Source organism: Acinetobacter sp. YH12227, assembly GCF_013417785.1.
Taxonomy (GTDB): Bacteria; Pseudomonadota; Gammaproteobacteria; order Pseudomonadales; family Moraxellaceae; genus Acinetobacter; species Acinetobacter gandensis.
Window position 1 is genome coordinate 17103 of sequence record NZ_VPDH01000031.1, and the last position, 13338, is coordinate 30440.

Below are 13338 nucleotides of genomic sequence, written 5' to 3' on the forward strand. Positions count from 1 at the left end.
TTTCGAGAAAAAATGCCTAGTACGACTAGGCTGGCCAATTTTGGTAAATCTGAGCTAACAGATCTGCAGCTTTTTCTTTGTCTGCAAAACTATTATCGGCATTGAACACAGCGATGTTATTGCTTGAACCTACAGAAGAAAGTCTTAAAACATAGGTCTGTTGATCGACCTTGACAGTTACTTCGTAACGGTTTTTGCTTTGACCAACAATGGTATGGTTAAGGCTGCTGAGGGTAGCAAGTGTGTATTGCCAAATTGTAGCAGAATTTCCTTCAACTTTGAGCAGCGGATTTTGATTTCCATCGACCAATAATTGAGGTCGAGCAATATTTGTACTGTCAGCTGAAGTTTCTGTAACTGAATCATTTTTTTCCTCATTTGGACGAGGAAGGGCGAAGCGGTTGCCGCGCTTGTTTTCAAGATTTGGTGCATGCTCAATTGCAAGCGGGTCAACCGATGGCGCAGGATACAACGGCGTTGCTGGACGAACCATTGACCCCTCAGGGTATTTCAGTGTTTCAACATCGGTGGTTTTTTTATAGTCCAGCGTGCCATTATTAAAGGCAAGTGAACTACAACCGGCTAATGTAAATACTGAAAGTGCCAGGCTTAGTCCTAAACGTAATTGCATCATGTTTTGCTCTTCTTTATTTGATAACGCCCGCAGTGATTAGTGCTTCACGAAGCGGAGTGCGATATTGTTCTGCAAGGGGTGTTAATGGTAAGCGAATACCAGTTTCAATGAGGTTCATTTCATGAAGTGCCCATTTCACAGGAATTGGGTTTGATTCGCAAAATAAAATTTGGTGTAGATTTGCAACAGCATTGTTTTGCTGTTCTGCTTTTTCAGCATCACCTGCTAACGCAGTGGCGCAAATCTCACTCATTTCTTTCGGTGCAACGTTTGCAGTTACTGAAATGTTACCTTGAGCGCCATGTCCCATCAATTGATAAGCAGTCGCGTCATCACCTGAGTAAACCACCATTTCTTTGCCTTTTAGGCCTTCAATTAATTCTTGACCACGTGGCACATCACCAGTTGCGTCTTTAATGCCGACAATTTGTGGAATATCAGCAAGGCGAATCACTGTATCATTGTGCATGTCCACACCAGTACGGCCTGGTACGTTGTACAAGATTTGTGGAAGGTCAACTGCTTCAGCAATTGCTTTGTAATGTTGGTATAAACCTTCTTGTGTTGGTTTGTTGTAGTAAGGTGTTACTAGTAAAGCAGCATCTGCACCAAGTTCTTTTGCTTCTTTGGTCAGTTGGATTGCTTCATGGGTAGAGTTTGCACCTGTACCCGCAATAATTGGAATGCGTTTGTTGGCAACACGAATGATTTCTTTGATCACTTGCGTGTGTTCAGCCATGCTTAGGGTAGATGCTTCGCCAGTTGTACCAACAGCGACGATACTGTTGGTGCCCTGTTTTATATGCCACTCAACCAGCTTTTCGAGGCTCTTCCAATCTACGCTGCCATCTTCAAACATTGGGGTGACGATTGCGACAATTGAACCTTGAATGGTCTGAGCTTGCTGAGTCATTTTGAAAAGCTATCCTATTTGTCCATCCGAAGAGACGAATTTGGGTTTCTGGATGGTTTCGTATTTTTGATTTGTAGCTTATTCAACTGGATTGGTCCAAATTGAATAATGCTTACGCAAATTATGACTGATCAAACGCATAAGAACAATATGCTTTGGTCAAAGGCATAAAATTCTTTATACAAATCAAACTTAAAACAATCAAGTGTAAAATTTGGGTTTTTTTGCAGCGAACTAAGCTTTCAGTCGAGCATTATCTGATGTGCATTAATTTGCTTGGTATGACACGATTTTTTGAACACTTAGTTTGATTTATTTTTGTGCAAAGCCTGTATTTGCGACTAATCCGTGTTTTTTGCTCAAGATTTAAGATTAAAAAACAATGACTAAAGATTTAAAAGCTATATTTATGGTGTATTGAGTTATCTGAAATCATTGTTAAAAACTTGGGTAATAATCTTTTTTTTATCTAATAGAAATATGCGTTCTTTTCTAAATGGTTGAAATCTTTTCTTGTTATAACTATTGAAAATATCAACTCTGCATATTTTTTACCGCGCTGTAATTGTTTTTACGACTTTGTAAATTAAAGTACAAAACTATTAGAACTTGCACGTAATTGGAATTCCGACAAAAAGCTTCAACTTATTGGTAGTTATGTCATCTATAGCGCTCAGCCATGATGCGCCTTTATTTAAGCTGATGACAACAAGGATTCTCCAATGGAAAAGTCAGATAACAAGCACGCGATTGTCACGGTAGCGATCTGTTTCCTCATTGCCGTAATCGAAGGTCTAGATATTCAAGCTGCCGGAATTGCAGCTGCAGGGATTCGTGAATATTTCGGGCTGGATAGCTCGCAGCTCGGTGTCTTCTTTAGTGCGGGTATTTTAGGTCTATTGCCAGGGGCACTCGTGGGTGGCCGAATTGCCGATCGTATTGGTCGTAAAAAAGTACTGATTTGGTCAACGGCAATGTTTGCTATTTTTACCCTATGTACTGTATGGGTAAATAGTTTCCATAGCCTTTTAGCTGTGCGTTTCCTTGCAGGTGCAGGTTTAGGTGCAGCTATGCCAATTCTAATTACTTTGGCATCAGAAGCTGTAAGTCCACAAAATCGTGGTCGTGCCGTAGGTTTGATGTATTGCGGTATGCCTGTCGGTGCAGCAATTTTGTCACTGGTTGCGATGACTGAGTTTGGTGCGAACTGGAAAAATATTTTCTATTTAGGCGGTTTATTACCAATTATCGTTATTCCGTTAATGATTTTCTTCTTGCCTGAATCACGTGAATTCTTGAAAGCTAAAGATCAAGCACAACAAGCTGAAACACCAGTACAACAAGGCGCATTTAAGAACCTATTTGATGCTGAAAACCGTTTACGCACGCTGTGCTTATGGACAAGTTACTTCTTTACATTGATGGTGGTTTACATCATGTTGAGCTGGTTACCATCATTGTTTACTGAGCTTGGTTTCACACGTAAAGATGGTGCGACTGCGCAGTTCTACTTCATGATGAGCGCGACAGTGGGTACAGTGATTCTGGGTATGCTGACTGACCGTTGGAAAAAAGCCTATGTTATTTTGTTGATGTACGGCGGTATTTTAGGTGGTCTATTTGCTTTAAATGGTGCGGGTTCATTAACGCAAATGTACATGGCCGCAGCATTGGTTGGTGCATTCGTAATTGGCTGTCAAGGTGTACTGTATGCGTTTGGTGGTATTGTTTACCCAACACAATTACGTGGTACAGGTGTAGGTGTTGCTTCAGCTGTTGGTCGTGTTGGCGCAATGATGGGCCCAGCGATTGCAGGTCAATTACTAGCAGCAGGCTTTGGCGCAGCGGGTGTAATTTCAGCAGCAATTCCTTGTATTATTATCTCTGCAATCTTCATGTTGGTATTGGTACGTCGAATTCCAGCATAAGATCAACTTTCGGTTAAACCGATAAGTCCATAAAGAACCCGCTACTAAGCGGGTTTTTTTATTGCGACAATTTAAGACCTGATAAAGCAAACTCATTGATAAAACAGTTTTAAAAAATGAAATAATAAGTCGAAAAAAGAAGACGAATAAATAAAATTGAGGTGCTATGTTTGAAAAGAAATTGGTTGCACAATTTAAAGTGGATCAACGTGAATTTAGTTTAAAGCTATATCAATATGAATTTACACTCGAACTCAAACAAGTATTTAAGCGCAGTACGCAACAACCACAGCGTAACGCATGGCTCGCCTTTGCTGATGAGCCAACTTATGAAGATGTGTCGGAAAATATAAATGCTTTTGCGGTGATGCAGCAGACACGCGAGCATTTAGTCAATTATATTCAGCGTCAGCAACCTCGCTATTTTTATTTTCATGCTTCGACTGCACGTAAAGCCCGAATTTACCCACGATTTGCGCGGCAATTAATACAACATTTGCCGAAGTATCGTTATTGTCAGGATGGGCAGTCATTTTATTTTTATGCGTTAGACTAAATACTACAACTTAAATTTTGAATACAGCCAGCTTGGCTTTACGCATTTTATGCATTGGAATGGATTGAAATTATGCAGAAAAATACCGCACTGATTGTTGTCGATGTACAAAATGGTTTTACCCCCGGGGGGAATTTGGCGGTTGCACATGCAGACCAAATTATTCCGGGGATTAATCAGCTCGGGCAGTATTTCAAGAATATTGTATTAACGCAGGACTGGCATCCAGCCGATCATATTTCCTTTGCTGAAAATCATCAGGGTCATGCACCTTATGACAGTATTGAGCTGAGCTATGGCACACAGGTGCTTTGGCCAGCACATTGTGTACAAGGCACAAAAGATGCAGAGCTACATCCAGATTTAAATTTACCGAGTGCACAATTGGTCATTCGAAAAGGTTTTCATCAACACATTGATAGCTATTCTGCATTTATGGAAGCTGATCAACAGACCTCAACAGGACTGGCCGGATATTTACGTGAGCGCGGTATCGACACAGTTTTTGTAGTCGGTATTGCAACAGACTTTTGTGTAGCGTGGACGGCGATGGATGCATGTAAATTAGGTTTTGAAACTTATGTCATTGCTGACTTAACCAAAGGTATTGATTTGCAAGGTTCATTACAACACGCTTGGCAGGAGATGTTAGCCAAAGGGGTAAAACGTATTTACCTGAAAGATATTGCGCAGCAACATGCTCAGGCCGTATCTTTGACCTAAGGTGTTCCAGTAATATTCTAAGAAAAGGCACAATGAGGTGCCTTTTTTAATTTCCCCTACCAATGGAAGATGACAATGTCGGCTTTCTTAAAATTCACACAATTTATTCAAAAGACTTTTGCGCTGTGGGTCTTGTTGTTTGCTGGCATAGCCATGTTGCTACCAGACTTATTTGTATGGCTAAAAGCCTATATTCCATGGATGTTAGGTATCATCATGCTTGGTATGGGCATGACCATGACGCTAGGTGATTTTAAAAGTGTATTACAAAGCCCGAAAGCAGTGGTGATAGGGGTATTAGCACAATTCATCGTGATGCCAGGTTTAGCTTTTGCACTGTGTAAATTATTGCAATTACCGACGGAGATTGCGATTGGGGTGATTTTGGTGGGATGTTGCCCTGGGGGAACGGCTTCTAATGTCATCACTTATATGGCGAAGGGCAATACGGCGCTTTCGGTGGCATGTACGTCAGTTTCAACATTACTTGCTCCGATTTTGACCCCTGCTATTTTTTACCTGTTGGCGAGTCAGTGGATTGAAATTAATGCCATGTCGATGTTGGTATCAATTTTACAAGTGGTGTTGTTCCCGATCATTGTTGGTTTAATTATTCGCACCATTTTTAAAAGCAAAGTTGAAGCCTATATTCAGGTCATGCCTTTAATTTCAGTGGTGGCGATCGTTGCGATTGTGGCTGCGATTATTGCTGGCAGTCGGGTGCAGATTTTAGAGTCTGGTCTATTGATTTTAGCTGTGGTGGCTTTGCATAACGGTTTGGGTTATTTATTGGGCTTTTGGGCCAGCCGCTTGTTTAAATTGCCTTATGCTGACTGTAAAGCCGTATCGATTGAAGTCGGTATGCAAAACTCAGGTTTGGGTGTGGCTTTGGCTGCGACCCATTTTGCTGCATCACCTTTGACCGCAGTTCCAAGTGCGATTTTCAGCCTATGGCATAATATTTCAGGGCCTGCTTTGGCAACCTATTGGGCCAGTCGTAGCGAAGAGCCATCTAAAACCTCTCAACCGACAGATTCACGTTAAAACGTATTTCAAAATGAAAAGGAGAGCATCGCTCTCCTTTTTTATTTTTTTATATGAAGATGAATGGAGTAAAACAATCAATCTAAAGGTTTTTAGCCTAATCCTAAGCTTTGTAACATAAATGTCATAACTGCTGCCTAACATGCCGGCTAAACACTTTATATAGACTGTTTTAAGCAGCATTGAGAGGGTATGGAACATTTTCAGCATTCATCTGAAACCTATTTTAATCGTGAATTATCGCTTTTGGCCTTTCATCGTCGGGTTTTGGCACAAGCATTAGATGATCAATTACCTTTATTAGAACGGTTGAATTTTCTCATTATTTTTTCACGAAATTTGGATGAATTTTTTGAAATTCGTATTGCAGGATTGATGAAACAACGTGATTTGAATGCCATAGCGCGTACACCAGATGCAATCCCAACTGAAGTGATTTTGGATGAATTGTCTGAGATCATCCATCAAACAGTACAGCAGCAATACAATGTGCTAAATCATGCGATTCTTCCAGCTCTGCAAGCACAAGGCATTCGCTTTATTCAGTTCCAAGATATATTAGAAAAGCATAAGCCATGGATTAGTCAGTATTTTAGTAAAGAAGTGCAGCCTGTCCTGACGCCAATCAGCTTAGATCCATCGCATCCATTTCCTCGGTTAGTTAATAAAAGCTTAAATTTTATTGTCAGTCTTGAAGGCAAAGATGCCTTTGGCCGTGCAATTGAGATGGCGATTGTGCCAGCACCGCGTTCCTTGCCCCGACTCATTCACATGCCGGCTGATGTTGCGGGAAATACCGATACGCAAATCTTTTTGACTGCAATTATTCAACAGCATATCAATGAACTATTTCCGGGTATGAAAGCCAAAGGCTGTTATGCCTTTCGTGTGACGCGGAATGCCGATTTGGTTTTGGCTGAAGATGTCGATGATTTAGCCGTGGCATTGAAAGATGAATTATCGTCACGACGCTTTGGTCGCGCTGTGCGCCTCGAAATTGAAGATGATTGCCCACAAACTATTATTGATTATTTGCTGAATGAATTTGATTTGACCCCCAACGAACTTTATCGCATTGATGGTCCAATTAATTTATCGCGTTTAAGCACTAGTTTTAAACGCCCAGAGCTAAAATATCCAATCTATACGCCAGTGATACCCAAAGTTTTACGTAAGCAAACTGGTATGTTTGATGTGCTCAAGTCGCAAGATGTGCTTTTGCATCATCCTTTTGATTCATTTCAGCCTGTGATTAATTTATTGCGTGAAGCGGCGAAAGATCCAAAAGTTTTGGCGATTAAACAAACTTTATACCGCAGTGGCCCTGATTCTGAAATTGTACAAGTGCTTGCCGAAGCGGCTCGTAATGGTAAGGAAGTAACGGCTGTCATTGAACTGCGTGCGCGTTTCGATGAAGAATCAAATATTACCGTGGCGAATATTCTGCAAGAAGCTGGTGCTGTCGTGGTATATGGCATAGTGGGATATAAGACCCACGCCAAAATGATTTTAATCGTTCGCCGAGAAAATAATCAGCTACTACGCTATGTCCATTTAGGCACTGGAAACTATCATGCTGGCAATGCTCGCATGTACACGGATTATGGCTTGATGACCACGCAGCCAGATATTTGTGAAGACGTACACCGAATGTTCCAAGAGCTGACGGGCATGGGCAAAATGGCCAAATTAAAAGCCTTGTTACACGCACCTTTTACTTTACACATCGAATTGCTCAAGTTAATTGAACAGGAAATTGACTGTGCCAAAGTGGGTCAATCTGCGCGAATTATCATTAAGGTCAATGCTTTGACTGAGCCACAATTGATCGCTGCTTTATATCGTGCTTCTCAAGCAGGTGTGCAGGTCGATTTAATCGTACGTTCAATTTGTTGCTTGATCCCACAGGTTAAGGATTTATCTGAAAATATTCATGTTCGTTCAGTGGTAGGGCGTTTCTTAGAACATACGCGGGTGTATTATTTTGAGCAGGGTGGAGAAAAGCGTTTGTACTGTGCTAGTGCGGACTGGATGGGGCGTAACCTATTTTCTCGGGTAGAAACGTGTTTTCCAATTGTGGACGGTCGTTTGAAAAAACGCATTATTAAAGATGGTTTGTTGAATTATTTACAAGACAATCAAAATGCTTGGGAATTACAATCGGACGGGCAGTGGTTCAAAGTAAATGGTGTTGAAAATGAAGCGGTGCACAGTGCGCAGCGTTATTTGATAGAACAAAAAGCTTCAACGGTTTAAGCCCGTTGAATAAAAAAATCCCGCCTTAGGCGGGATTTTTTTATTCAGTAGAATTAAGAAGCTTTCGATTGCTTCGACTTTAAAATTTCAGTACGGAAACTTTGTGCCAATTCGGCTGCATCACTGTCCATACCATTGATAATAAAGGCGTGTCGAGTGAGTACATTAGTTGGATTTGGCAAGCTGACCAACTGGAAGTGATCGGCAATGTCTTTTAATAATGTGGTTGGCACATGCATCGCACTTTCTTTAGCAGATAATTGTTGTACCAAACGCTCGGCCGCTTGAACAGAAGAAAGCTGCATCGCCTCCACTGAGCTTGAAATTGCACTGCGAGTTTGCAGTACGAAACGCTTTTCTTCACGGTAGCGCTTATATAAAACATCAGACAATAATTGGAACACAGCACTGATCATCGTCAAGCAACGTAACGCATCAGGTGTATCAGCGGTCATGCTGATGGTTGCGCCATGCTCATCAAATTTGTGCACGGTGCTAATGTCTGAACTGTTAAGTTTGTAGTGTTGCAAACACAGTTCGGTGGCTTTATTTAAGAAAATTTGACACAAATTAAAATATGGCACAGAAACAGTTTTATTGACCGTATCGAGCAATTGTTTCGGATCATAAAATTGAATATTCAATGCCAAGCTATTGCTATCGAGTACCACAGGTTTAATTTCTTTATGTTTGGCCTTGGCTTGCGCATTTTGCTGCGCCTGCGCAATCGCAACGGCAGCATTATGCTTTTCTTGCTCTAATGCTTGGGTCAATGTTTGAATTTCATGTTTCAAACGAGATACGTTGTTAATGCGCGCCAAATATTCTGTACGGCTTGGACGGGCAATAGCACGATAGGCTAACCATAATAAACCGTGTAAGAACAATGAAAATAGAATCGCTGCCCATTGGGTACGTAGAATCTCACCAATGCTTGGTTTAATCAGGGTAATTTCAACGGTGCCGACTTTTTTCTCATTTTGTAGAGCATCACGAACAAATATTTCGCCATCACGGGTTTTGGTCAAACCACCGGTTGCTAATACTTGATTGTTGGCATTTAAGATCCGAATAGATGCAACACTCGGATTTGTCGCATAGCGATCAGCCAATAATGCTAAAGACACAGTATTGGCAGGTTCCAACTCAGATAAACTGTCTGTGACCAATTGAGTGGTCATGAGCTGTCCCTGACTGGCACGGTTTTCGTTCAGTTGGTGGGTTGTTGCCAATACCAATAAAAAGGTATGTAAAGCGAAACAAACTACTAATAGGCTAGCAAATAGCCCTTGTCTAGGCGCATTCAACGTAAACTTCCAAGGCAATTCTATTCAATTTCGATTATGATTCTTACAATAGTTGTAGCTCAGACCCGAGTCAATTCATGCGAGAAATCATTCTTATATCATTTTTAGGACCTGACCAACCTAATCAATTTACACGATTAATGCAGGTTCTGTCCGCTCATTCCTTACAGATTTTAGATGTTGGACAAGCAGTCATCCATAATCAGCTGACTTTAGGTATTGTTGTTTCGTCGGAAGATCAGACTGCGACAGCATTAGCCATGAAGGAAATGTTGATTTTAGCACATGATATTGGCTTAACAGTGCGCTTTAAACCAATCTCTACAACAGAATATCAACAATGGGTAAATGAGGGAGGCCGTACACGCTATATTGTGACGGCACTTGCGCCAGAATTGCAGGCTTCTCATTTACAGGCAGTTACAAATATTGTGTCGAGCCAAGGCTTCAATATTGAAACTGTGACCCGTTTATCGGGTCGTCCTGAGTTAGAGGGAGCTGTTGAGGGGCCGAAACGTGCCTGTGTTCAGTTTGGTCTGAAAGGGCAAATGTTAGATGCAACCGCAATGCGTGCTGCTTGCTTACGTCTGTCTACTGAATTGGGCGTAGACGTAGCAGTTCAGGAAGACAATGCTTACCGTCGTAACCGCCGTTTGGTTTGTTTCGACATGGACTCTACCTTAATTGAGCAAGAAGTCATTGATGAACTTGCCATTGAAGCAGGCGTGGGTGCGCAAGTGGCTGAAATCACTGAGCGTGCAATGCAAGGTGAATTGGACTTCCAAGCCAGCTTCCGTGCACGTGTGGCGTTACTTAAAGGTATGGATGCATCTGTACTGCCAAAAATTGCTGAACGTCTAACCGTGACCGAAGGTGCTGAACGCTTAATTTCAACTTTGAAAGCATTGGGTTACCGCACCGCCATTTTGTCGGGTGGCTTCCAATATTTTGCTGAATATCTTCAAGCTAAACTCGGCATTGATGAAGTGCACGCCAATGTGCTTGATGTGCAAGATGGTGTGGTGACAGGTGAAGTAAAAGGCCACATTGTGGATGGTGCACGTAAAGCATTTTTATTGACTCAAATTGCTGAAGAAATGGGAATTTCACTGGAGCAAGCCATTGCTGTGGGTGATGGTGCCAATGACTTACCAATGTTGTCATTGGCAGGTCTTGGCGTGGCGTTCCGTGCTAAGCCATTGGTACGCCAAAATGCCAATCAAGCCATTTCAAGTGTTGGCTTAGATGGGGTGCTTTACCTATTGGGTGTACATGATAAAGATTTAAACCGTGCTTAAATAAGTTTGGTTTGATATTTTAAACGCAGCATTCTTGCTGCGTTTTTTTATGCCAATTCAAGTCGCTGTCCGATGAGTGGTAAATAAAAATTGTTGATAAAAACAACGATTAACAGCATTCGAAAAATTAATTTATTTAGGCAAAAAAGCATGATTTTTTTTGTAATGACACGCGAGACGAGATGTCATCATTGTTCCAGAAATTATCTAAAAAGAAAAAATGTAATGACAAAATAATGTTGCGACAAGGTGTGTCGCAAGGACAAAAATACAGACTTTTTTTATGCAAAAAACTCAGCATAATGCTTGCAAGAGATTGAGATCGACCAAATCTATTTACTGAATACACAGTAGTGAGACAGGTCAGCATCCTGTCACAACAAGAGATGTCACCTGTCACATGACGGAGGTTTTTATGTTAACAGCGAATTTAGCAACCATCGTTGGCCTGAGCTTGGTATCGGCTGCTGTGATTGCTGTTTTCTTCTCGCCTTATCGTCGCTGGTTGGGTTTTATGCTAGCGGGGATGCTGGTGTGGGGGCTGATTGAAGTGATTCGTTATGGCACACAAACCATGTTCGAATTGCCTGTGACCTATAGTTATTTAACAGCGCTAATGGCAGCTATGGTGGTCTTCACTTTGGTGTTATTACGTGAAGATCGTCGTGCTGAACGCGCATTAGCAAAACGCCAATGTATTGAACATACACCGGTCTATGATGAAGAACAGCAGTGCTCTAGTCGTTAATTTAAAAAATAACAAAACAAAATGCGCCCAAGGGCGCATTTTTTATGAACTCATCAGTGAGTATAGAGATACAAAGGCTTACTTCTGAAAACCGAAGTTATGGTAGGATGAAGCCAGTCAATTTTCCAACAATTACAATAGGCTTCAAGTCATGAAACTATCATCCATTCCTGTCGTAAAACTTCCTTTGGTTGATGTCAGTACAGATCCATTAGACTTACTCGTGGCAGGTCTGGCTCTTCGTATGAAACAGTTAGCACGTACTAGCCCAAAATTTATTGAATTGGTGCATGAACGTCAGTTCCGTATACAAATTGGTACGGACTTGGGGCTAGCACGTCAAATTATTGTAAATAATGGTCAGATTGACACGGTTGCTGGTGATGCGGAAAAGGCTGATTTCGTTTTACAGTTTGCAGACAGTGAGCAGGGTGTGAAAACGCTAATGAAAGGCGATCCAACTGCATTTATGACAGGTATGCAAAATGGCAGTATTAAAATGGAAGGTGATTTTGGCCTATTGGTTTGGTTTAACCAAGTTGCCAAATTGATTCCACCTAAGCTGCCAAAACCAGTGAAAGAAAAAATCAAACTGGCACGTGCATTTATTAAAGAGAAAACCGGTAAATAAATTTAATTTTCATTGAAATTTAAAGCTTTTTTGGTAAGAATACCTCCGCTTTTTAGGGGGTATTTTTATGAAAAAATTAATTACATCGGGTTTAATTGCCGCATCATTAACAATGACAGGTTGTGCAAGCATTATTTCGGGGTCAACTCAAACTTTAACGTTTAAGTCAGTGCCAGATGAAGCATCGATTTCGATTACAAATAAAGCTGGAGAAAAAGTACATACTGGCATCACACCTGCAACTGTTACTTTAAAACGTGGCACTGGATACTTTAAACCTGCAGCTTATGAGGTGACATTTAAAAAAGATGGCTATCAAACAAAGACTGTACAGGTAACAGGAACGGTAAATGGTTGGTATGTCGCTAATATTATTTTTGGCGGACTTATTGGTTTGTTAATTGTTGATCCAGCAACGGGTGCAATGTATACATTGAATCCGTCTGATGTAAATGCGGTATTAGATGCGAATCAAACAACTGCTGCACAGAAAAATGAGCAATCATTAACAGTTATGCTTGTGAAAGATATTCCAGTAGATATGATGCAACGCGCAAAATTAATTACAACGCTGTAAAAGCTGAGATTTAATTTAAGTAATAAAAAAGCCCTCAACTGAGGGCTTTTTTATTACTTCGTTTTTATTCAATTTCTAAATTAAAAGTGACCGGCCCATCATTAACTAAATGTACTTTCATATCCGCTGCAAAAATGCCTGTCTGTACATTTTTAAATTGTGATTTTGCATAGTCGACCAATTGTTCATAGAGGGCTTTTGCTTCGCTTGGCGGCATAGCTGGGCCAAAATCAGGACGTAAACCTTTTTGCGTCTGTGCCATGAGCGTAAATTGAGAAACCAATAACAAGCCACCATCTGCTTGGCTCACATTCCATCCCATTTTGCCTTGTTCATCATCAAAAAAACGATATTTCAAAATCTTATCAATCAGCTTTTTGCCTTTCTCAAAATTATCATCTTTACCAAGTCCCAAAAAAACCAAAATACCGTGATTGATTTCACCGGTCACTTGACCATCGACCACGACTTTGGCTTCAAGAACTCGTTGTAACAAGGCACGCATATATAGGTCCAAATAGTTCAGATAAAGAGGACAATGATTGTAGCAAAGCTCAGCTTTTGTTTAATCAGAACTGATGTTTTTTTGATCTTAATTAATTGAAAAATAAATGGTTAATATTTAATAATCTGAATATGCGATTGAAATAATGAATATTATCTGTTTTATCTCTATAAAGAATATCCGTATCTTTAGCGGTGCAGGAAAGGTATTTAATTTAG

Annotated in this window: 13 protein-coding genes; 9 read left to right on the plus strand and 4 right to left on the minus strand. The window is 40.8% G+C overall.

What is annotated here, in order from left to right; translation table 11 throughout:
* Positions 1-25: 25 nt before the first annotated feature.
* Together FTV09_RS08550 and dapA are read right to left on the minus strand one after the other, a co-directional pair.
* Positions 26-631, minus strand: coding sequence for a lipoprotein-34 precursor (NlpB) (locus FTV09_RS08550; protein ID WP_180058002.1), 606 nt, complete (start codon positions 629-631; stop codon positions 26-28).
* Between the two features lie 16 nt (positions 632-647).
* Entirely contained in the window at positions 648-1547 is a 900-nt protein-coding gene (gene dapA / locus FTV09_RS08555; RefSeq protein ID WP_067761731.1) for a 4-hydroxy-tetrahydrodipicolinate synthase, read from the minus strand.
* Positions 1548-2269: 722 nt separating this feature from the next.
* On the opposite strand from dapA, the gene mhpT reads away from it, so the two are divergent.
* The 5 genes from mhpT (at position 2270) to ppk1 (ending at position 8054) form a co-directional block, all read left to right on the plus strand.
* On the plus strand, positions 2270-3475 hold the full coding sequence (gene mhpT / locus FTV09_RS08560) for a 3-(3-hydroxy-phenyl)propionate transporter MhpT (protein ID WP_067761729.1): 1206 nt from the start codon (positions 2270-2272) through the stop codon (positions 3473-3475).
* 166 nt (positions 3476-3641) lie between these two features.
* Positions 3642-4031 carry a hypothetical protein gene (locus FTV09_RS08565; protein ID WP_180057982.1) on the plus strand — a complete coding sequence of 130 codons (390 nt, stop codon included), beginning with the start codon at positions 3642-3644 and terminating at the stop codon, positions 4029-4031.
* 72 nt (positions 4032-4103) lie between these two features.
* Positions 4104-4754 carry a bifunctional nicotinamidase/pyrazinamidase gene (pncA, locus tag FTV09_RS08570; RefSeq protein WP_180057984.1) on the plus strand — a complete coding sequence of 217 codons (651 nt, stop codon included), beginning with the start codon at positions 4104-4106 and terminating at the stop codon, positions 4752-4754.
* Between the two features lie 75 nt (positions 4755-4829).
* Entirely contained in the window at positions 4830-5798 is a 969-nt protein-coding gene (locus FTV09_RS08575) for a bile acid:sodium symporter family protein (RefSeq protein WP_067761723.1), read from the plus strand.
* Between the two features lie 192 nt (positions 5799-5990).
* Entirely contained in the window at positions 5991-8054 is a 2064-nt protein-coding gene (gene ppk1, locus FTV09_RS08580; RefSeq protein ID WP_180057986.1) for a polyphosphate kinase 1, read from the plus strand.
* Positions 8055-8107: 53 nt separating this feature from the next.
* Here the strand turns inward: ppk1 and FTV09_RS08585 are convergent, their stop codons facing one another.
* Positions 8108-9361: a hypothetical protein gene (locus tag FTV09_RS08585; protein WP_067761718.1), complete on the minus strand. Its 1254-nt coding sequence runs from the start codon at positions 9359-9361 to the stop codon at positions 8108-8110.
* A 77-nt stretch (positions 9362-9438) separates the two neighbouring features.
* Between FTV09_RS08585 and serB the strand changes: the two genes are divergently transcribed.
* The 4 genes from serB (at position 9439) to FTV09_RS08605 (ending at position 12615) form a co-directional block, all read left to right on the plus strand.
* Complete coding sequence (serB, locus tag FTV09_RS08590; protein WP_180057988.1) at positions 9439-10659, plus strand: phosphoserine phosphatase SerB; 1221 nt, start codon at positions 9439-9441, stop codon at positions 10657-10659.
* 415 nt (positions 10660-11074) lie between these two features.
* Positions 11075-11407, plus strand: coding sequence for a ciprofloxacin tolerance protein AciT (gene aciT, locus FTV09_RS08595; protein WP_067761836.1), 333 nt, complete (start codon positions 11075-11077; stop codon positions 11405-11407).
* A gap of 151 nt (positions 11408-11558) precedes the next feature.
* Positions 11559-12038, plus strand: coding sequence for an SCP2 sterol-binding domain-containing protein (locus FTV09_RS08600; protein ID WP_067761713.1), 480 nt, complete (start codon positions 11559-11561; stop codon positions 12036-12038).
* A 67-nt stretch (positions 12039-12105) separates the two neighbouring features.
* A complete protein-coding gene (locus FTV09_RS08605; protein WP_180057990.1) occupies positions 12106-12615 on the plus strand; it encodes a hypothetical protein in 510 nt (169 codons plus the stop codon).
* Positions 12616-12679: 64 nt separating this feature from the next.
* On the opposite strand, the gene dtd is transcribed toward FTV09_RS08605, so the two are convergent.
* Positions 12680-13120, minus strand: coding sequence for a D-aminoacyl-tRNA deacylase (gene dtd, locus FTV09_RS08610; protein WP_067761711.1), 441 nt, complete (start codon positions 13118-13120; stop codon positions 12680-12682).
* Positions 13121-13338 lie beyond the last annotated feature (218 nt).